This is a genomic window from Sphingobium sp. PNB, assembly GCF_019873065.1.
GTDB lineage: Bacteria > Pseudomonadota > Alphaproteobacteria > Sphingomonadales > Sphingomonadaceae > Sphingobium > Sphingobium fuliginis.
Map to the genome: position 1 here is coordinate 15,094 of NZ_JAINEZ010000057.1, position 20,230 is coordinate 35,323.

16 protein-coding genes are annotated in these 20,230 nt (G+C 63.3%); 7 read left to right on the plus strand and 9 right to left on the minus strand.

Features of this window, described 5'->3' with window-relative positions:
* The first annotated feature begins 88 nt into the window (after positions 1–88).
* The 5 genes from K7W03_RS17835 (at position 89) to K7W03_RS17855 (ending at position 4,482) form a co-directional block, all read left to right on the plus strand.
* Complete coding sequence (locus tag K7W03_RS17835; RefSeq protein ID WP_025546599.1) at positions 89–1,024, plus strand: LysR family transcriptional regulator; 936 nt, start codon at positions 89–91, stop codon at positions 1,022–1,024.
* Between the two features lie 87 nt (positions 1,025–1,111).
* Positions 1,112–2,068: a sterol desaturase family protein gene (locus K7W03_RS17840; protein WP_222886952.1), complete on the plus strand. Its 957-nt coding sequence runs from the start codon at positions 1,112–1,114 to the stop codon at positions 2,066–2,068.
* Positions 2,065–3,642 (plus strand): tetratricopeptide repeat-containing sulfotransferase family protein, encoded by a 1,578-nt coding sequence (locus K7W03_RS17845; RefSeq protein WP_222886953.1) that lies wholly within the window; start codon positions 2,065–2,067, stop codon positions 3,640–3,642. Before K7W03_RS17840 ends, K7W03_RS17845 begins: the two co-directional genes overlap by 4 nt.
* A gap of 16 nt (positions 3,643–3,658) precedes the next feature.
* A complete protein-coding gene (locus tag K7W03_RS17850; protein WP_222886954.1) occupies positions 3,659–4,021 on the plus strand; it encodes a hypothetical protein in 363 nt (120 codons plus the stop codon).
* 122 nt (positions 4,022–4,143) lie between these two features.
* Positions 4,144–4,482, plus strand: a complete 339-nt coding sequence (locus K7W03_RS17855; RefSeq protein ID WP_413469340.1) for a UrcA family protein — start codon at positions 4,144–4,146, stop codon at positions 4,480–4,482.
* Between the two features lie 37 nt (positions 4,483–4,519).
* Here the strand turns inward: K7W03_RS17855 and K7W03_RS17860 are convergent, their stop codons facing one another.
* Genes K7W03_RS17860 through K7W03_RS17900 form a run of 9 tightly spaced genes read right to left on the minus strand, consistent with a single transcriptional unit; the run spans position 4,520 to position 15,512 of the window.
* A complete protein-coding gene (locus K7W03_RS17860; protein ID WP_222886955.1) occupies positions 4,520–5,437 on the minus strand; it encodes a YncE family protein in 918 nt (305 codons plus the stop codon).
* 23 nt (positions 5,438–5,460) lie between these two features.
* Positions 5,461–7,245, minus strand: a complete 1,785-nt coding sequence (gene atzF, locus K7W03_RS17865) for an allophanate hydrolase (RefSeq protein ID WP_222886956.1) — start codon at positions 7,243–7,245, stop codon at positions 5,461–5,463.
* The gene (gene uca, locus K7W03_RS17870) at positions 7,242–10,838 is read right to left on the minus strand and encodes an urea carboxylase (protein WP_222886957.1); all 3,597 of its coding nucleotides are present in this window, start codon (positions 10,836–10,838) and stop codon (positions 7,242–7,244) included. Before uca ends, atzF begins: the two co-directional genes overlap by 4 nt.
* Positions 10,835–11,470, minus strand: a complete 636-nt coding sequence (locus K7W03_RS17875) for an urea amidolyase associated protein UAAP2 (protein ID WP_065846355.1) — start codon at positions 11,468–11,470, stop codon at positions 10,835–10,837. The genes uca and K7W03_RS17875 overlap by 4 nt, the downstream gene beginning before the upstream one ends.
* A gap of 15 nt (positions 11,471–11,485) precedes the next feature.
* A complete protein-coding gene (locus tag K7W03_RS17880; protein WP_065846354.1) occupies positions 11,486–12,307 on the minus strand; it encodes an urea amidolyase associated protein UAAP1 in 822 nt (273 codons plus the stop codon).
* Positions 12,304–12,780 carry a CopG family ribbon-helix-helix protein gene (locus tag K7W03_RS17885; RefSeq protein ID WP_025546584.1) on the minus strand — a complete coding sequence of 159 codons (477 nt, stop codon included), beginning with the start codon at positions 12,778–12,780 and terminating at the stop codon, positions 12,304–12,306. The genes K7W03_RS17880 and K7W03_RS17885 overlap by 4 nt, the downstream gene beginning before the upstream one ends.
* Positions 12,773–13,579, minus strand: coding sequence for an ABC transporter ATP-binding protein (locus K7W03_RS17890; protein ID WP_044660831.1), 807 nt, complete (start codon positions 13,577–13,579; stop codon positions 12,773–12,775). The genes K7W03_RS17885 and K7W03_RS17890 overlap by 8 nt, the downstream gene beginning before the upstream one ends.
* On the minus strand, positions 13,576–14,391 hold the full coding sequence (locus K7W03_RS17895) for an ABC transporter permease (RefSeq protein ID WP_044660832.1): 816 nt from the start codon (positions 14,389–14,391) through the stop codon (positions 13,576–13,578). The genes K7W03_RS17890 and K7W03_RS17895 overlap by 4 nt, the downstream gene beginning before the upstream one ends.
* Before the next feature lie 38 nt (positions 14,392–14,429).
* A complete protein-coding gene (locus tag K7W03_RS17900) occupies positions 14,430–15,512 on the minus strand; it encodes a putative urea ABC transporter substrate-binding protein (RefSeq protein WP_065846353.1) in 1,083 nt (360 codons plus the stop codon).
* 781 nt (positions 15,513–16,293) lie between these two features.
* On the opposite strand from K7W03_RS17900, the gene K7W03_RS17905 reads away from it, so the two are divergent.
* Both K7W03_RS17905 and K7W03_RS17910 read left to right on the plus strand, forming a co-directional pair.
* Positions 16,294–18,699, plus strand: a complete 2,406-nt coding sequence (locus tag K7W03_RS17905; protein ID WP_048575579.1) for a TonB-dependent receptor — start codon at positions 16,294–16,296, stop codon at positions 18,697–18,699.
* 96 nt (positions 18,700–18,795) lie between these two features.
* Entirely contained in the window at positions 18,796–19,740 is a 945-nt protein-coding gene (locus K7W03_RS17910; protein ID WP_048575580.1) for an MBL fold metallo-hydrolase, read from the plus strand.
* Positions 19,741–20,230 lie beyond the last annotated feature (490 nt).

Sequence of the window (20,230 nt, forward strand, 5' to 3'; positions counted from 1 at the left end):
TGCTATGATTTCCATCGATTTGATCTATGAGCGGAGCAGTCCACCGCCTATGAAGAGCCGCTATATCTTCCAGGAAAGCAGCACGCGCATGAACGATCGAACGCCGCTGATCGACAGGAAATTTGCCAGCCGGGTCGATTGGAACCTCATGCGGACCTTCGTGGATATCGTTCGCGCCGGCGGCATAGGCGCGGCGGCGCGACGGCTCAACCGGCAGCAGCCCAGCATCAGCGCGGCGCTCAAGCGGCTGGAGGACCATGTCGGGACGGCGCTGCTCCACCGCACCGCCACCGGCGTGGAGATGACCGCGGCCGGCAAGGCGATGATGGCGCTGTGCGAGGACATGCTGGAATCCGCCCGGATGATGCCCCATGTGATTGCGCAGGCGACCAAGCGGGTCGAGGGCATCGTCCGCATCCAGATCGTGTCCGGCCTGGTGTCCGCCGAGTTCGACGAAGCCATTGCCAGCTTTCACCGGCGCAATCCGGCCATCCACATCGAAATCCGCGTCTCTCCCTGGCGCCAGCTTCTCGATGCGCTGGAGCAGGGCGAGGTGGAGATCGGCGTGGGCTATGACAGCAGCGTCCGCGGAAGCCTGATGTACGAACCGCTGCTGATCGAGCGTCAGCAGCTCTATTGTTCGCGCAGCAGCCCCTATTTCGGCTATCGGGTGAGCCGATTGGGCGAGTTGAAGGATCAGGGTTTCGTCCTGACCGGCGATGATGAAATAGAGGCGATCACCCATTTGCGCCGGCGCTATCGGCTCGGCACCGTGGTGAGCGGCCTCGCGGAAGACATCAACGAGGCGCGGCGGCTTATCAACATGGGCGTAGGGATCGGCTTCCTTCCCACCGCCGCTGCTGCAAGTGACGTTGCAAGCGGCCGTTTATGGCCCATGCTGTTCGCGGATTTCGAGCCCGCTTACGACATCTTCCTGCTCGCCCGGTCGGAACCGGCGCGGGACACAGCCACGCAGCTCTTCTGGGATGAGGTCATCCGGCGCGTGCGTGCGCAACGGGCATAAATCCAGTCTATGGCTTTCATCGGGATTTTCGACCTCCCTTCATGACGCAGCGCAGCGCAGTGTGAATGCACTGACAGGAGCTGCGGCATGGAAACCAGCCTCAAAGACCGGCTATTCAACCTGATCCCGCCTGCCATGATCGCGGTCGTCCTCAGCTTCTGGGCGTTCGGACCAAGGTCTCTGGTCGAGCATCCCTGGGCTCTCACCGTGACTTCTCCCCTCATCGTGATCGCCATCCTGCTGCTGGAGGCTGTGCACGAACGTCATGCCGGCTGGCGCATGAACAGGCGGGAGTTCCTGACGGACCTTTATTATTCGGTCCTCAGCGCGACCGTGATCGCCTGGCTGACGCAGAAACTGGCCGAGGAACCGCTGGTCGCCCTCAAGGCCTCGCTGGGGCTGACCACGGCATGGGCGAGCCATCTGCCCTGGCTGGCGCAGGTCGCAATGGTGATCTTCCTCATCGAATTCGGCCAATATTGGATGCATCGGCTGATGCACAATTGGACGCCTTTCTGGCTGACCCATGCGCCGCATCACCATATCACCCAGCTTAATGCGGCCAAGGGCGCCGTCGGCAACCCGATCGAGCTGTTCCTGATCAGCCTGAGCGTCGTCGCGCTGTTCGATTTCGACAAGACGGCCATCTTCGCAGCCCTGAACACCATGGGCGTCATCTCCGTCTTCGCCCATGCCAATGTGCGCGCCGACCCCCCGATCTGGTACTCCTTCTTCTTCACGACGATCAGGCATCACAGCCTGCACCATTCCACCGACTATGAGAGCACGCGTTGCAATTACGGCAACTCGCTGATCCTGCTGGATCGCATCTTCGGAACATATCGCGAGGGCGAGGGCATTCTCGTCGGGCAGGACGATCGCAAGCGGCTGACCATCCGGGAGCAGACAATGTTCCCCTTCGCGCCGATGATCGAGAAATTCAAGGTCTGGCGCGCAGCCAAGCAGCCACGCGGCGCACTCGCTGAGGCGAGCCCGGCCGATGATCTGGACCGGGACGCTGCGGGAGCAAAGGCCGCGGCATGATGGCGGCCCGCTCCGGTCAGGCCATCGCAGCGCGCAGCGCGCTCGCCCGGGGCGATATCAATGCCACTCAGCGATTGGCCGCGACGCTGGTGTCGGAAAATCCCGGCGATGCCGAAGGTCACTTCCTCCTTGGCGTCGCAGAATCGAGCATCGGCCGCGTCCATGCCGGCATCCAGCATCTCGGCCGCGCGGTCGAACTCGATCCCCAAGGCGAATATCGCGCGCAGCTTGCCAAGCTCTTCACTCTGGTACGGCAGGACGGGGACGCCGCCGCCGTGCTGCAGGATGCAGAGCAGGCCCTGCCCGGCGATGCCCTGAGCCGCGACACGATGGGCTGCGTCTATGCCCGCCTGGGCGACCACCCGGCCGCGCTCGGTCATTTTTCGGCAGCGGTGCGGCTCGAACCCGGGAACAGGCAGTTCCGCTACAACCAGGCCGTGACGCTCAACTTCCTCGGCCGGACGGAGGAAGCCGAAGCCGCGCTGGAGGCGTTGATCGCCCTCGCGCCGGATGATGCCCGTGCCCATCACCTTCTCTCCAGCCTGCGCAAGCAGTCAGCCGGGCATAATCATGTCGAGCGCCTGGCGAAGGTTCACTCAACGACCGGAGACGGACGGGGCAGGCTGCTGCTAGGCTATGCTCTGGCGAAAGAACTCGAAGATCTCGGCCGCCCGGAAGAAGCACTGGAACGGCTCTGCGTGGTCAATGCCGAGCATCGCCGCACGTTGCGCTACGAATTTGCCCGCGATGCCGCGACCTTCGACGCGATAGAGGCGAGTTGGCCGAGCATCGCTACGGCTCCCGCGGACGACGCCCCCCGCGATGCGCCGATCTTCATTATAGGGATGCCGCGCACCGGCACGACGTTGGTCGACCGCATTCTCTCGTCTCACCCCGACGTCGAAAGCGCTGGCGAACTGCAAGCGATGCCGCTCGCCGTCAAGAAGGCGGCAGGCACGCGCACGCCCACGGTCATGGACCCGGAGACGATCGCCACGGCTGCAGTCAGCGACATGGGCGCGATCGGCCGCGACTTCCTGCAACGCGCCAGCCATCACCGGCGCGACCCCGGCCGGAGGTTCATCGACAAGTTTCCGGGTAATTTCCACTATGCCGGGTTTATTGCGCAGGCCCTCCCGGCAGCCAGCATCGTCTGCCTCCGTCGCCACCCGATGGACACGGTGCTCAGCAACTTCCGCAATCTCTTTGCTGTCAATTCGCGCTATTATGACTATAGCTACGACCTTCTGGATATCGCCGCTTACTACGTCCGCTTCGACCGGCTGATGGCCCTGTGGCGCGAAGTCCTGCCGGGGCGGGTCATCGAACTGCGCTACGAGGATCTTGTGGCGGACCAGGAAGGCCAGAGCCGCCGCCTGCTCGCCCATTGCGGTCTGGAATGGGCGGATGAGTGCCTGTCCTTCCACACCAATGATGCGCCGGTTTCCACGCCCAGCGCGGCGCAGGTCCGCCGGCCGATCTACCGCGACGCGGTTGCGCGGTGGAAACGGCATGAGCAGGTCCTGGAACCCGTTCGACGCTTCTTCGAACGATCCGGCATTTCCATCGACTGAAAGGGAGCGCGCGACCATGCCCAGATCTGGAACATTCGTCTTCTGCATGGCCATGGCTGCGGGGTTCGTGCAGCCGGCCGCCGCCGCTTCCTCCCCGCGGACCCGTCTGGTGGAGTTTCGGTCGGAAAACTGCCTGCTGATTTCCGGCAGTCGCGACGATGCCGCTTCAAAGGTCAGCGTCAATGGCCACATCGTGCCGGTCGAAGGCCGCCATAACTGGCGGGTTCGCTTGCCGGTCAGCACCGTCCGGTCCTGGTCCGCTCCCATGGCGCGAACGGTTACGGTCGCGGTCGAGGGATTGAGCCATGAAGCCGATCTGCCGATCGGGCTGCTCGGTCATGCTGATGACCTTGCGATGCTGGTGGTCAGGGCGAAGTAATAACCGCTATGGCTATAAGTAATAAAAGAACATATTCGGAATAGATATTGTAAGTTTTCTCTCCCGGGCTTATCTACGCGCCAGCCGCCGAAGAGCGGTGCTCGTTTTTCGCACAGGAGAAGATGATGAAGATTGGGCTCATGTGCCTGGCGGCTTTCGCCTTCGCGACCCCGGCAATCGCTGGCACTACCGGCGGCAATCCCTTCGCTCAGGACACCGCGATCCTCGACCTCAAGGGGTTGGACCTCTCTACCGCCTCTGGCCAGCAGAGCCTCGCCATCCGCATGGATCAGGCGGCGCGGGCCGTTTGCGGCGATCATATGGCGGGCGTGCACCTCGCTCTCGAATCCAAGGCGCGGGATTGTCGCACAGCGGTTGCGGCCGACATCCGCGCCCAGATCGAAGCCCGGCTTGCCAAGGCTGGCGATAAGTCGCCCGTCCAGATGGCTTCCGCCCGCTGAGAATCTGCTCCGCGGCGCTTGATGCGCCGCGGACGCCTCATTTCGCCAGCTTCGCCGGATCGGGCCACCAGGTCAGCGTGTGCACGTCATGCGCGGACGTCCAGATGCCTGAATCCGTGAAGCGCAGCGCGCCGCTGCCTTCCGCTTTCCCCACTCGCGCCCTGACCGCCATCGACTTGGGATCGATCACGACAAAGGTCTGATCCTCCGTGGTGCGCAACCACACCAGCCCGCCGCCCGTATCGATGTCGCCCCATTTCAGCACTGCGCCGACCTTCACCCGGCCAGCCGCGTCGCCAGTTTCCGGGTCGAGGCGGACGACCGTTCCGTCGCCCTGCTCCTGAACCCAGACCCCGCCTTCCCCGGCCGCAAGGAAACCCGGCTCCTTGCCCAGTGCCGTTGTCTTGACGACGCTGTCGGTCGCGGGGTCGATGCGCTGGATCGAGCGGCTCTCGCTGCTGACCGCCCAGACCGATCCGAAACCGAACGCCAGATAATGGGTGCCGGGATTGACGGGGATGGTCGCCGTCACCGCCTCCGTCGCCGGGTCGACGCGGGATACGACGCCCTTCTGATCGCTGGCGACCCAGATCGATCCGGCACCGGCGACCACATTCAGCTCGCCCTTGGGATTGGCGATGCCGGTGGGAATGGTGGCAGTCTTCCGCGCGGTCTTCGTATCGATCTTTATGAGCGCATTTTCCTGGCAATCGGCCACCCAGAGCGCTCCGTCGGACAGGGCCATGGCGCCGCAGGGTTTCGACATGGCCACGGCGGCAAGCCTGCCCTGCCGCGACCAGCGCTCGACCCGGCCGGCATTGGTCGCCCAGACGCTGTCGCCGTCGACCGCCAGGAAGTCCGCAAAGCCCGGCACCTCGATCACCTGCTCCGCATGGGCCATGGAAGCCGCACATCCCGCCGCCACTGTCATGATCAATCTCCTGAGCCTTTTCATGCCTTGCCCTTTCCTTGCGAAGATCAGGCGCGTTGCGCGATATAGGCGCGCCATCCGCCCAGGGCGGTGATGTCCTCCGCTCCCGTCAGCGCGCGCGGCTCTGCGACGAAGCCCTTGACGCTGCTGCCGTCGGCCAGCGTCACCGTGCCTATGGCAAGTGGCGCCGGCACCTCGACCACGAAGCTGCCGAACTCGGCGATGCCAAGCTCGTAAACCTCCAGCGCGATCGATCCGCCGTCCTCGCTGTGCACGAGCGCAGGCTTGGGCGGCACGCTGTTCGCGATCGCGTAGAGGCGGTAGTTGGGTGCCGTTTCGAAAGCGCCCACGAACTTCGCGTCGCGGGAAGTGAGTTGCCAGTGCAGCGGCATGTCCTTCAGATGAGCGCCGACTACAGCGAGTTTTACGGTTTCCATTTTGCCCTCCAGATCGAGCGGTGGCGGCGACGGAATATCCGCGGCCGAAATATAGGCGTCGGCGGCGTCGAGCAGCGCAACATCGCTGTCGGCAGGACCGATCAGGGTGATGCCGAACCCGGTCGCATTCGACCTTATGCCGGCGGGCACGGCGACGGCGGCCATGTCCAGCAGGTTCACGAAATTGGTGTAGAAGCCCAGGGCACTGTTCAGCGCGATCGGCGCGGCCTTGAGTTCCGCCACCCGATAGGTCGTGCCGGTGGTGGGGAAGGCGAGCAGGTCGATGCTCTTCCAAAGCGTGTCGGCGTGACGCTTGAGTTCGGCAAGCCGATAGATGCCGTTGAACAGATCGACGGCGCTTATTTCCAGTCCCGGCTCGACGACTTCACGCACGGTCGGGTCTATCGCGTGGGGATGGTCGGCAAGCAGGTCCGCGATGGCGGCGGTCCGCTCCGCCACCCAAGGGCCGCCATAGAGGAGCTGCGCCGCTTCCTGTAGCGGCGCATAGTCGATCTCCACCAGTTCGGCGACGGTGGAGAGCCTGTCGAGCGCCCGATCATAAAGATATTCGGACTGCGCGTCGCCGAAGAAGGCGCGCTGGTCGCGGCGGGGGACGCCGATCCTCTTGCGCCCGATCGGCCGGTCGGCAAGCGGTTTGGAATAGGGATCGGCCGCATCGAAGCCAGCCGCGACGGAATCGACCAGCCGGGCGTCCGCCGTGTCGCTCGTGAAGGCGGTGATGCAATCGAGCGTGCGGCAGGCTGGCACGAGACCGCTGTTGCTCCACCGGCCTTTGCTGGGCTTGAACCCGATCAAATGCTGGAAAGCGGCCGGAACGCGGCCCGATCCTGCGGTGTCGGTGCCGAGTGCGAAGGCAACCAGTCCCGCCGCCACGGCGACCGAGGAACCCGAGCTGGAGCCGCCGCTGACATAGGACAGGTTGTAGGCGTTTCTGGGGCTGCCATAGGGGCTTCGTGTGCCGTTCAGTCCTGTGGCGAACTGGTCGAGATTGGTCTTGCCGACGCAGATCGCACCCGCCGCGATCAGCCGCTCAACGACCGTGGCCGAAGCCTTCGGCCGATAGGTGAAGGCGGGGCAGGCCGCGGTCGTATCGAGTCCCCGGACATCGATATTGTCCTTCACGGCGAAGGGGACGCCGGCCAGCGGCAAGGTTTCGCCCGCCGCCACCCGCGCATCGACCCTATGGGCGGCCTCGATCAGGGCGTCCGGCGCGACCCGGCTGATCCAAATCTGGGGCTGAACCGCGTCATAAAGGGCCAGACGCGCGATCGTCTCTTCGGCCACCGCAACGGCGCTCATGCGCCCCGCCCCGACCGCATCGGCAATCATCGACACGCTGCGGCGGTTCAGCCGGTCCCCGGCTGGCGCGGTCATGCGTGCCTCCTCAGCGCCATCATCGGCGCACCGGGCTGCAGCGACTGCCGCTCCTGCACATAGAGCGCCTCGACCCTGCCCGCGCCCGGGCTGTGAACGGCACATTCCATCTTCATCGCCTCTATGATCGCGATCGTTTCGCCGGCATCGACCTCGTCGCCGGGCCCAACGAGCAGTTTCCACAGGCTGCCGCCGAACGGCGCTTCGACCAGATCCGCGCCATCGGGAATTTCCACGGCGTCCGGTTGCGGCTGCTCAGCTTCGGATAGATGAGCGACGCGGTCGAATTCGCCGTTCCGCTGCCACTCGGCCCGCTCCTCATCGAAGGCGCTCTGTCGTCGCGCCTCAAATTCCGCGATCGACTTCGCATTGTCGGCAAGGAAAGCGCGATAATCGGAGAGGCGGAATTCGCACGGCTCGATCCTGATCGAGCGTCGGCCGCTCGGAAAATCGCGCCGCCATTCGACGAGTTCGTCCGCGCTTACAGGATAGAAGCGGATCTGGTCGAAAAAGCGCAGCAGCCAGGGCTTTCCCTCCGTGAAGGCGTCGGTCTGTCGATGGGTATTCCACATCTGGATGGTGCGGCCGAACAGTTGATAGCCGCCCGGCCCTTCCATGCCGTAGATGCACATATAGGCCCCGCCGATGCCAACGACATTGGGCGGCGTCCAGGTGCGCGCGGGGTTGTATTTGGTGGTGACCAGCCGATGCCGCGGATCGACCGGCGTGGCCACCGGGGCGCCCAGGTAAACGTCGCCCAGGCCCAGGACGAGATAATTGGCCTCGAAGATCAGATTCTCCACGGCCGCGGCATCGGGAAGGCCGTTGATCCGCCGGATGAACTCGATATTGTCGGGGCACCAGGGCGCGTCGGCGCGGACGGCGCCCATATATTTCTCGATCGTCTCGATCGTGGCCGGATCGCGCCAGCTGAGCGGCAGGTGGACGATACGCGACGGGACGACGAAGTCCGCCAGATCGCCCAGCCGCTCCTCCGCCGCCATCAGCATGTCGAGGGCGGCTCGCTGATCCATGATCTCCCCGTCGAAATGCAACTGGAGGGAGCGGATTCCGGGCACGATGTCGACAATCCCGGCAGGATCGAGCCTTTCCAGCTCGGCCATCAGCGCATGCGCCCTTATCCGCAGCTCGATGTCCAGCACGATGGGGCCGTATTCGACCAGGATATTGCGGTCGCCCTGCTGGCGATAGACCGTGCGCGGGCGATCCGGGGTGGCCGGGATTTCCGCAAGGATGGGGGTGAGCGTGCCGATGGGCCGGGCTGGTCCGCCCCCAAGCGCCGTACCCGATGCGATCAGCCCGCGCTGGTGCAAATCCGCCGCGCGCGCATCCTCGACATCGACCGGCACGAAGCGCAGCTTGTCGCCGGGCGCCAGCTGACCCATGATCCAGCGATCGGCGGCGATCACGACGAAGGGACAGACAAAGCCGCCGAGCGAAGGACCGTCCGGACCCAATATGATCGGCATGTCGCCGGTGAAGTCCACGGCCCCGATCGCATAGGGATTGTCGTGAATGTTGGACGGGTGCAGGCCGGCTTCCCCGCCGTCGGTGCGCGCCCAGCGGGGCTTGGGGCCGATCAGCCGGACGCCGGTACGATTGCTGTTATAGTGGACCTGCCACTCCGCCGTCACGATTTCCTCAATATCCTCGTCGGTGAAGAAATCGGGCGCCCCGTGCGGGCCATAGAGCACGCGCAAGGTCCATTCATTCGTCAAGGGCGGCAGCGCGACTTCCGGCAAGGCAGGCCCGACCCCGTCACCGGCCAGATGCAGCGTATCGCCAGCCAGCAGCCGGCGCGCGGCATGTCCGCCGAACTGGCCAAGCTCGAAGGTGCTGCGACTGCCGAGATAGGGCGCGATGTCGAGGCCGCCGGCCATGAGGATGTAGCCGCGTATGCCGCCGCCCCTCACCCGGCCAAGGCTAAGCGTCCGCCCCTCCCCCACGTCGAAGGCGACGCCACGCGGCACCGGCGTTCCGTCAAGCTTGGCGTCGAAATCAGCGCCGGTCAGGCAGATGCGCGCTGGCGCGTTGAAGGTCAATGTCGGCCCGGTATGGAGCACTTCCAGGCCAGCCGTGCCTTCGGCATTGCCGAGCAGCCGGTTGCCCAGCCGGAACGACTGGTCGTCCATCGGGCCCGATGGCGGAACACCCACGGCCCACAGTTTCTGCCGGCCGGGCCAATCCTGAACGGTCGTCGCCGTGCCGCCGCTGACGACCTGGATGCTGCGCGGATGGAAGGCGATGCCGTCGAGGACGCGGGTCGAGACTTCCCCGCTGACGAAGGGAGACGAACGCACCACCTCCCGAAGCCAGCGCAGGTTGGTCTCGATCCCGTCGATACGGCTTTGGTCCAGTGCCGCCTGCATGGCGGATACGGCTTGGGCGCGGGTGGGCGCGTGCACGATCAGCTTCGCCAGCATCGGATCGTACCAGGCGCTGACCGTGCTGCCGGCCATGCACCAGGTTTCGACGCGAATGTCGGGCGGAAACGCGACCGCCGTCAGCGTGCCGGAGGTCGGGCGATAGTCGAGCGCGGGATCTTCGGCGTAGAGGCGCACCTGCACGGAATGGCCATTGGGACGCGGCGGCTCCCTGTCGAGGAAGGAGAAGTCTCCGGCAGCGCCGCGGATCATCCATTCGACAAGATCGATGCCCATCACTTCTTCAGTGACGCCATGTTCGACCTGAAGGCGGGTGTTCATCTCCAGAAAGAAAAATTCTTCCCGTTCCGCATCATAGAGAAATTCGACCGTTCCGGCCGACCGATAGGACGCGGCCTCGCCCAGCCGCGTGGCGGCAGCGATCAGCGCGCTGCGCACCGCGTCGGGCAGCAGGGGCGCAGGCGCTTCCTCGACCACTTTCTGGTTGCGGCGCTGGAGCGAGCAGTCCCGTTCGCCCACCGGCAGGACGCGCCCCTCGCCATCGCCGAATATCTGCACCTCGATGTGCCGTGCGCGCCGGATGTAGCGTTCCAGGAAGATGCCCGCGTCGCCGAAATTGCTTTCGCCCAGGCGAGCGACGGCGGCGAAACTCTCGCGGACGGCGGCCTCGTCCTCGCAGACGCGCATGCCGATGCCGCCGCCGCCCGCAGTCGCCTTGAGGATCACGGGGAAACCGATCTCACGAGCGGCGAGTACGGCCTGCGCCTCGTCCCTGAGCAGATCCGTGCCGGGCGCGAGCGGAACATCGTGCGCGGCGGCAAGCTCGCGCGCGCTGTGCTTCAGGCCGAAGGTGCGGATATTGTCCGGCGTGGGGCCGATGAAGATGATCCCGGCCTTCGCGCAAGCCTGTGCGAACTCGACATTTTCAGCGAGGAAACCGTAACCGGGGTGAATGGCGCCAGAGCCCGTCCTGCGGGCCGCATCCAATATGGCCTCGATGTTGAGATAGCTTTCCGAGGCGCGCGCGCCGCCAATGCAGACCGCTTCGTCGGCCAGTGCGACGTGGAGCGAATCCTCGTCGGCTTCGGAATAGACCGCGACTGATCGCAGGCCCATCCGGCGCAGCGTGCGGATGATGCGGGTGGCGATCGCTCCGCGATTCGCGATGAGGACGGTATCGAACCTCATGCGGCGACAATCATGCGCACGGGCGTCGGGTTGAAACCGTTGCACGGATTGTTGATCTGCGGGCAGTTGGAAGCCACCACGATGACATCCATCTCCGCGCGCAGGTCCACGGTCAGGCCGGGCGCGGAGATGCCATCGACGATCCCCAGCGATCCGTCGGCCTCCACCGGCACGTTCATGAAGAAGTTGATGTTGGAGACAATGTCGCGCTTGCCCCGGCCTTCGCGCAGATTCGCCTCCAGGAAGTTTTCGACGCAGGCATGTTCGGCCTTGGTGTGGTGGCCGTAGCGAAGCGTGTTGGATTCGCAGGAACAGGCGCCGCCGATGGTGTCGTGATAATCGACGGACGTGGCGGTGATCGTCATCATCGCCCGCCCCTCGTTGGAACGCAGCACCGCGCCTTCGCGAAGGAAGAGATTGCCTTGCGCCGCGACGGTGTCCTGCGCGCTGTAACGCTCCGCATCGTCCTGCGCGGAATAGAGGAGGAAATCGACCGCCTGATTCCCTTCCAGATCGACGATCCGCAGGGTCTGGCCGGCTGCGACATGATGCAGCCAGGGCGCTCGCGCCGGCACGATCACGTCATGGAGGACAGTGCCCGGAAGGCCGGACAAGTGAATATCGACGCTCATTGAGGCGTTTTCCTTTTAACGGCGGAAATAGTCTTCGACATTCTCGAAGGCGCGCAGGCCTTCTGGAGTGGCGGTGCGGATGGCATCGTCGGCGGGAGTGACCGGACCGCGCCAGGCCGTCGCGCGAAGCGGCGTCACGGTCCAATCCTCGCGCGGGTCCAGGACATGCGGGCAGTTCGCGATCACCACGATCACATTCATCTCGGCGCGCAGCACCAGGCTTCGCGCCTGGGCAAAGGGGCCCAACTGCGGCACGATCGCTCCGTCGGCTTCGATCCGCACCCCCTTGAACAGGTTGACGCACGGATGCACGTCGCGCCGCTGGAGACCGTGTTTGGCGACGCCGAGCAGGAAGCGGTCGCGTCCGCTGGGCGTCGGGCCGCTATTGGCCCCATTGCCATATTTGGCCGCATTCGTCGCAGCGTTGGAGGTGCCGCAGAAGGCGTCATGCGTTCCCGCCCCATCCTCGACAAAGCTCATGAGGACACGGCCCATGTCCGACAGCAGCAGCTTGCCCGAGCCGAGATAGGCGTTCCATTGCACTTTCACCGTATCGGCGACGTTGAGCCGTTCGGTCGGCAGTTCGGCGTTGAAGATGAGGAGCGAAGCACAGGCATCGCCCTTGAGGTCGATCAGCCGCAGGCGGGCGCCGCGCGGCAAACGCCGCGTTGCATAGCCGCCCGCCGCGATCGTCTCTTCCCACAGAAGATCGTCCGCGGGCACGCCGTCCGGCAGGTCGCTGGCCACCGGCGGCAACACCGGCATGGCTTCCACCGCGGTCCCGGCCTTGGCTCTGGCATGGTCGCGGGCGGCGGTGGGGTTGGTAAGGGCCGTCATGCCATCACTCCCTTGGTCTGTTTGCTGGATTCCTGTTCATAGAGCGGCGGCAGCAGGGCGGTTGTGGTGACGAGCTGGAGCTGGTGGACGCCGCGCACCCGCCGAAGCGCATCGCACAGTTCCTTGAGCAGCGAGGCAGGCCCCTGCACCAGCAGCACCTCAAGCGACTGGTCATCCTCCAGAAAGACATGCTGAGAGGAGATGACCTCCTTCAGATAGTCCGCCTGCGTCTGGGCAAGCTGATGCCGCACGCGGCCGCGGTCGCCGCGATAGACGATGGTGATGGTGCCGGCCAACATCTCGTCGGGCCGGGTAAAGGCTTCATGTTCGGCGAGCGCATGACGGATGAGTTCGGCGATGAGCTGCGAACGCGACGGCAGTCCGCGTTCCTCCACCATCATGTCGAGCTGCCGGAACAGGTCCGCCGGCAGGCTCATGCTCAGCCTTGCAAGGCCCGCAGATTCGCTACCCATGTCCAATCTTCTCCTCATGATGCCGGTCGCCGTTTTCCGGCGCGGCTATCGCCTCTTCCCCGGCCGCGTCGCTCGCGCGTTTGCGCAGGGCGAGGTCGTAAACAGCCGTCGCGCCGAAGCGGTGCGGGGCGTGCGGGTCGTGACGGCGCTTGTCGAGCGCCAGGACCCGCGTCCCCAGGTTGAAGGCTTCGTGGATGTCGTGAGTCACCATGATGATCGTCAGCGAATAGTCGCGCCAAAGCCGGGTGATCAGCCGGTGCATGTCGGAACGGATACCCGGATCCAGCGCGCCGAACGGTTCATCGAGCAGCAGGATGCGGGGGCGCTTGATAAGCGCCTGCGCAATGGCCAGACGCTGCTGCATGCCGCCCGAAAGCTGTGCGGGATAGAGGTGAAGGCTGTCGCCAAGGCCGACGGCATCCAGCATTTCGGTGGCTTCTTCCACCGCCGCGCTGCGAGCCCTGCCGAACAGGCGCGCCAGAAGCGGCGATTGGGCGCATTCCAGCCCGAAAACCGTGTTCCGCAAGGCCGACAGGTGGGGAAATACCGAATAGCGCTGAAACACGACGCCCCGATCGGGTCCGCATTCAGGCGTCAGCGGCATCCCGTCGAGAAGGATGGAACCCCGCGTCGCCGCTTCCTGGCCGAGGATGAGACGCAGCAGGCTGCTTTTGCCGGCGCCCGAAGGGCCGATGATCGACACGAAAGACCCTTCCTCGATATCGATCGTCACGCGTTCGAGCACGATCTTCTCGCCATATTCGATCCAGACATCACGAAGAGAGAGAAGCGCGCTCAATGGCTGACTCCGTGGGCCCAGGGGAACAGGCGCTGGCTGAGGAAAGTGAGGGAAAGATCCATCACCACGGCCAGCAGCGCGATCCACGCGACATAGGGAATGATGACATCCATCGAGAGATAGCGGCGGACGAGGAATATGCGGTAGCCAAGTCCGATGTCGGATGCGATCGCCTCGGCCGATATGAGGAAGACCCAGGCCGGCCCCAGCGACAGGCGTACGGCGTGAAGCAGGCGCGGCATGGCCTGGGGCAGCGCCACCCTTATCATGATCTGCCAGCTGCTCGCCCCCAGCGTCTGCGCTTTGATGATCTGCTCGCGCGGCAGGGCAGCGACGTGCGCGGCAATGTCCCGCACCATGACAGGGGCTATGCCGATGACGATGAGCGCGACCTTGGCAGTTTCCCCCAGGCCCAGGGCGATGAAGAGGATAGGGAGCAGCGCGATGGGCGGGATCACGGCGATGCCCGTTACCAAAGGTCCGAAGGTCGCCCGCACAGGGGGAAGGATGCCGAGCACCAGCCCCACAAGGAGCGCCGCGAGCGTCGCGATGCCCAAACCGATGCCAAGCCGCTCCAGGCTCGCCAGCGTATCCGCCCAGAATAGCAGCTGTCCCGTCAGCTGGTCCGGCTGGAAAAGCAGCCCGGACATCGCCTTCGTCATGCCGTCGGGCAACGGCAATATCTTGTCGAACTGATTGGCGGCGTGGCGCTGAGCCGCCAGGAAAAGATAGAGCAGGACCAGCAGCAGGATCGGCACCGCCCCCAGCAGCAGCCGGTCGCCTCGGCTGACATGTCGATTCACCCAGCGCATATCATCATCGTCCTACAGAGTGGATCGATCGGGGCAGCTCAAAGCTTTCCGTCGGCCGCCAGTTTCATGAAGCTTTCGTCGAACCGCAGCGTCACATGCTGCGCGTCGCCCAGCGTCTTCCCGCCGGCGAAGCTCATGCCGACGGCATCGGCTGAGGCCGCGCCCTTGAACAGGCCATGGGCGAAGCTGAAATCCCGCACCTGCGCCATGCTTTGAACAAGTGCGGGGGCAGATGTGGCCGCCACGGCGGATTTGGGATCGGCATAGAGATGCGTGGTCGCCAGCTGGCTCTCGAACACTTCGGGTGTCGTGCCCGCCAGCTTCGCCATGGCCGCGCGTGCCGCCTTGCCCTGCGCGTCCTGCCTTTTCATCAGCGCCATCGTATCGAACCAGATGCCGGTCAACGCCTTGCCCAGATTCGGATTGGCTTTCAGGGTCGCCGTATCGACCACCAGCAGATCCAGTATTTCACCGGGGATCTGGGCCGAGCTGAAGACCTCCTTCGCCCCGGCCTGTCCCTTCATGACCGAAAGCTGCGGGTTCCATGCGACCGCCGCGGTGACATCCGGACTGGAAAAGGCCCCGACGATATCGGCGTCGGAGGTGTTCACGGTCTTGATGTCGGTGGGCTTCATCCCCGACTTCTCCAGCGCGCGGGCGAGAAGATAGTGGGAGACCGAAAGTTCGACCAGATAGACCTGCCTGCCCTTGATCGCTGAAAAATTGTCGGCGCCCTTGAGCAAGATGCCATCATTGCCGTTCGAATAGTCACCGACTATGATCGCGCTGGTATCCTTCCCCCCGGCGGCCGGAATCGTCAGGGCGTCCATATTGGTCACCGTTACGCCATCGAATTTGCCGGCGGTATATTGATTCACCGATTCGACATAGTCGTTGACCTGAACGATATTGATCTTGATGCCGTATTTATCCGCCCACTTTTTCACGATTCCAGCCTGCTGGGCATAGGGCCACGGCATCCAGCCAGCGTATATCGACCATCCGATGTTGAACTCTGTCTTCGGCTGGGAGGGGGCGTCCGGCGCTGGCGAGCAGGATACAAGCAAAAGCGCTCCAGCCATCAGAGCAGCCCGGCCTGCATTGCGGAACATTCGGATCATTCTTTCGTCCCCTTTCGGCAAACACTATTGCAAAGCAGCACGGGTCTGTCCACCAAGAATTATTACCTTTAAAGTTTTAGGTAATACTCTCCATCGTGGCGGAAATCCGGGGTCCAGCGCCCTGACACCCGCCGTCGGGCCGGCTGAGCGACCGCGCCGATGACCGGCCCTTCCCCGCGAATCGACCAGATTGCGTTATTTTGACGGATAGACAGCGGGCAGCGTCGATCCGTTGGTCGGGGTTTGCGATTCGGGGCCGAATGGTCCCACATAATTCCCACTCCGGTCCCGCCGCCATTCCTCCCACCAATATTGGAATCGGTCTTCATCGTAAGAAAACCGCCATATTGTGCGCCGCACCCAACGATTGCAGTCATACTGAGCAAGTGCGAAATTATTACGCTTGACCCATTACGTAATATCCATACCGTATAGTTGATCGACCGCTCGTCGAAGCGGCGCAACAAAAGGGTAGATTAGCCGGGCAGTCGCCGGCTTGAAGTGAGGGTTCGTGAATCGAAGAACGGCTCGCAATGCTGCTCTCTCAGGCGCTATGGCGCCGGTCGCCAGCAATGCGCGGCATTGTGACCTTGCCGGTTCATCGCACGGCGCTCGAACAGATCAAATGATGATTGCAGCCGCTTCGGTTGCAAAAGACCATGCACATCATGGCATGACAATGACGACTGGCCGGGAACCGGCCGACAAGGTGCCGGCCTAGCCAGAGCGCCAGGGAGAAGGATGTCACTTGGGGCTCAACTGCAAGGGGGTCGAAGTGACTATGAAATTGTTTCGCAATACATTGCTTGGCGCGACCATTCTTATGGGCGTTGGGACCACTTCGGCTTTCGCTCAAGGCGCCGCGGATGGTGCTGACGGTGCAGGCGGCGAGGGCAACGAGATCGTCGTGACGGCCACTCGGCGTGCGGTTTCGATCCAGGACGTGCCGATCAACATCAGCGCCGTCGGCCAGGAGCAGCTCGCCCGGCAGCGGATCGACGACGTGCGCGACATTGCCGACTTTACGCCAGGCGTGACCATATCGGACACGGGCCCGGGCTCGACCGGAACGATCGTGCTTCGCGGCCTCAACGCTTCGGATTCCAGTTCCACCGGCAATTCCTATGACACGGCCTTGGGCGTCTATCTGGGCGAGGTTCCGCTCTATTACGACTTCAAATTGCTCGACATCGCGCGCGTCGAAACGCTGCTCGGGCCGCAGGGGACACTCTATGGCCTTGGCACCCTGGCGGGCGCGATCCGCAATATCCCCAACCGGCCCGACACGGACAAGATCGAGGGCGAGGTGCATAGCCGCCTTTACGGCAAGGGCCACAGCGGCAAGCTGGGCTATCAGGTCGACGGCGTCATCAACATCCCGATCGTCAAGGATCATATCGCCTTCCGGTCGGCCACGGGCTATTTCTACGATCCCGGCTTCATCGACTATCCGCTGCTGCTCCAGACGCCCGGCGTTTCGCTGCCCCAGCCGGATGGTCCGACGAGCATCTCGCCCGCCGGCTATGCCGCGAACCTGAGAAAGGAGAAGGACCTCAATTTCGAGAAGACCTTCACCACCCGCAACCAGTTGCTGTTCCAGATCAGCGAGGATCTAAAGGTCAACTTCACCTACGCGTTCCAGCAGACCAAGACCGATGGAGGTCAATATAATAGCGACGGCGTGCTCGGAACGGGCAAATATCAAAGTGCGGCGCGTTATATCGAGCCGGTGAAGCGCCGCGCGCACCTGGGAGCGATGGAAATCAACGCCAACCTCGCGGACATTGCCGATCTTGTTTCGACAACTGCCTATACCGATGTCAAGAACGACAATCGGACGGACAATACCGACCTTCTGCTCGATCTCGATTATGGCTATGAATCCTTCCCCGCTTTTTCGAGCTGGAACGAAAGCCACGATCGCCGCAAGCAGTTCAACCAGGAAGTCCGCTTCGTTTCCCGCCATGGCGGTCCGTTCAACTGGGTGCTGGGCGGCTTCTACAATCAGCAGAAGCGGCTGCGCGAATATACCGAACATGTTCCGAATCATCCCTGGGTGGAATTCGGAACGCAGCCCAACCCCGAGGAGGTCGAGTATAACAGCTTCAACAAGTCAAAAGTGACGGAGAAAGCAGTCTTCGGTGAAGGCACGTTGAGGATCATACCCGAATGGCAGGTGACGGCAGGCGTGCGCTATTTCGGCTATACGTCGGACGTCAGCGGACGCGCGGTACTTCCACTGCTCGGCGATCCGGTCAGCCCCTATGATCTTCCTTCTGCCGGCGGCAAGTCGAAGAAGAGCGGCTGGGTGTGGAAGTTTAACAGCTCCTACAACTTCACGCCAGACATCATGGTCTATGGCACCTACAGCAAGGGCTATCGGATCGGAGGGCCGAACACGGTCGCGCCTTGCGTCCTGCCACTCGATCTAACGCAGCAGAATGTGTGCGCGCTGCCCAATGAAATCCAATATGGCCCGGACACCACGAAAAACGCGGAACTCGGCATCCGCACCCAGCTTCTGGATCGCAAGCTGACGTTCAATTTCAACGTCTTCCAGATCAAGTGGAAAGGTATTCAGGTCGATTCTGCCACCATCAACGGCATCGTAGGCATCACCGTCAACGGCGGCAAGGCGAAGTCGGAGGGCTTCGAAGCGTCGTTCCAGGCCAAGCCGATAGAAGGATTGTCGATCCAGGGAACATATTCCTACACCGATGCCAAGCTGACCCAGGATGTTCCGGGGATCATCGCGGTCAACGACCCGGCGGGAACCTATCCCAGTTCACCCATTCAGCTGGACGCGCTATCGGGTGATCGCCTTCCAGGCTCTGCAAAGAACAGCGGCAGCCTGGGCGCGACCTACACCATGCCGTTCATGGCCGGGAACCTGGTAGCGGACTGGACAGCGACCTATCGCGGCAATGTCGTGACGCGGCTGGGCTGGGACCGCGCCTATGGCGACAAGCTTCCGGGCTATGTGCTGCACCGCGCCTCGCTGGCCTATGAGACGGACCGTTACAGCCTCGTCCTGTTCGCGAACAATATCTTCGACAAATATGCGGTGGCTTCCGTCTCCAATGACCGCTCGCGCGTAGGCCTCAACGATGGAGTGGTGCTGCGCTATTACAAGCAGACCGTGATCAATCCGCGCACCTTCGGCATCGAAGCACGCTTCAAATATTGATCTGATGATGCTGCCGGGGCGCCATTTCGAAAGGATGGCGCCCCGGCGAGCGCGCAGGATCATCGCAATGCTGCCTTGCATGAAAGGGAAAGAGCCATGGCCGCTGATGCGCGCAGGGTTCGACGGGTACGGGCCCTTGGATTGAGTGCGGCGCTCCTGATGGCGAGCGGCTCGGGATATGCCCCGGACCTGAAGGCAGCTTGCGTAGCGCTGCCGAAGCTCTTCGCGGAAAAGTGGATCGACGGCACGCTGCCGCAGGAGCCCTTCACCCAGGTCCAGCAACTCGACGAGGACAGTTTCGTCATCCGCCAGTCGGTCAAGACCAATTTCGAAGCGCCCTTCCTTTATCTGCTCTTCGGGCGCGACAGGGCTTTGCTGATCGACAGCGGGGCCGAAGGCGGCCGCATCAGGCCGACAGTCGACCGGCTAGTCGCCCAGTGGCTGGCCGCTCACGGACGCCGTTCGATCCCGCTCGTGGTCGCCCATAGCCACAGCCATGGCGACCATGTTGCCGGAGACGCCGCCTTCCGTGACCGCCCGGATACGACCGTCGTCGGGCTGAAGCCATCGGACGTGGCCAGCTTTTTCGGCATCTCCCATTGGCCCGAGGGAGTTGCCAATTTCGACCTGGGCGATCGCGCGCTCAGCGTCATCGCAACACCAGGGCATCAGGCCGCCGCGATCATGATCTACGACCCTCGCCTCAAGATCTTGTTGTCGGGCGACACGCTCTATCCCGGCCGCCTTTACGTGCCGGTAAATTTCATGGCCGACAATCGCGCCAGCATCGAACGGCTGGCAGCCTTCGCGGCGAAGCATCCGATCTGCGCCGTCATGGGAGCTCATATCGAGATGACGTCCGAGCCGGGGCGCGACTATGGGCATGAAGCGTCAACCCATCCAGACGAACATCCCCTCCCCTTGCCGGCGCAAACCATTGGTGAACTCCAGACCAGCCTGCGAGAGCCGCTGGAGACACCCGACCAGCGGCAAGTCCACGATCATTTCATCATTGTCCCGGTACCCGCCCGCGCGGAATGATCCGGCGGTGTCGGATAAGATTGCCTTCAAAATCGGAGCAAAGTCTGTGATTCTGGCGCAAGATCGATATGCCTCCAGTTGGAAAGCTTCGCGCGGGCGACCGGACAGACTTTCGTCCTTGCCGCTTTCTTCTTCGCCTGCGCGGCATCGATCATCTGGCTTGCATCGCGACCCACGCACGCAGTTGATCCCGATGCGGCGCATTGATCGAAAGCTTTCGGTGCATGTCACATGACGATCCAGGAACCTATGTCATGCGCAACATGGAGGAGCAAATCTCCCGCCCACTGACCGAGAGGCGACCCCTGGCAAATGGCCGTTCCTCCTCCTTTGATGTGATATAATAGTGACAATGCAGCTATTTGTGCGTCATGTGGGAAATCGCGCTGCCGATGCTTGTTCTATTGTGGAGCGGCGTGCAAAATTGACCCCCTTAGCGGGGTGATCGGCGTCTAAAATTGACCCCCATCATTCCAGAGTGTGAGGCGTC

Bases quoted from the DNA above. Each gene is read 5' to 3' on its own strand.
- K7W03_RS17835 (WP_025546599.1), top strand. From the start codon at position 89: ATGAACGATCGAACGCCGCTGATCGACAGGAAATTTGCCAGCCGGGTC.
- K7W03_RS17840 (WP_222886952.1), top strand. From the start codon at position 1,112: ATGGAAACCAGCCTCAAAGACCGGCTATTCAACCTGATCCCGCCTGCC.
- K7W03_RS17845 (WP_222886953.1), top strand. From the start codon at position 2,065: ATGATGGCGGCCCGCTCCGGTCAGGCCATCGCAGCGCGCAGCGCGCTC.
- K7W03_RS17850 (WP_222886954.1), top strand. From the start codon at position 3,659: ATGCCCAGATCTGGAACATTCGTCTTCTGCATGGCCATGGCTGCGGGG.
- K7W03_RS17855 (WP_413469340.1), top strand. From the start codon at position 4,144: ATGATGAAGATTGGGCTCATGTGCCTGGCGGCTTTCGCCTTCGCGACC.
- K7W03_RS17860 (WP_222886955.1), bottom strand. From the start codon at position 5,437: ATGAAAAGGCTCAGGAGATTGATCATGACAGTGGCGGCGGGATGTGCG.
- atzF (WP_222886956.1), bottom strand. From the start codon at position 7,245: ATGACCGCGCCAGCCGGGGACCGGCTGAACCGCCGCAGCGTGTCGATG.
- uca (WP_222886957.1), bottom strand. From the start codon at position 10,838: ATGAGGTTCGATACCGTCCTCATCGCGAATCGCGGAGCGATCGCCACC.
- K7W03_RS17875 (WP_065846355.1), bottom strand. From the start codon at position 11,470: ATGAGCGTCGATATTCACTTGTCCGGCCTTCCGGGCACTGTCCTCCAT.
- K7W03_RS17880 (WP_065846354.1), bottom strand. From the start codon at position 12,307: ATGACGGCCCTTACCAACCCCACCGCCGCCCGCGACCATGCCAGAGCC.
- K7W03_RS17885 (WP_025546584.1), bottom strand. From the start codon at position 12,780: ATGGGTAGCGAATCTGCGGGCCTTGCAAGGCTGAGCATGAGCCTGCCG.
- K7W03_RS17895 (WP_044660832.1), bottom strand. From the start codon at position 14,391: ATGCGCTGGGTGAATCGACATGTCAGCCGAGGCGACCGGCTGCTGCTG.
- K7W03_RS17900 (WP_065846353.1), bottom strand. From the start codon at position 15,512: ATGATCCGAATGTTCCGCAATGCAGGCCGGGCTGCTCTGATGGCTGGA.
- K7W03_RS17905 (WP_048575579.1), top strand. From the start codon at position 16,294: ATGAAATTGTTTCGCAATACATTGCTTGGCGCGACCATTCTTATGGGC.
- K7W03_RS17910 (WP_048575580.1), top strand. From the start codon at position 18,796: ATGGCCGCTGATGCGCGCAGGGTTCGACGGGTACGGGCCCTTGGATTG.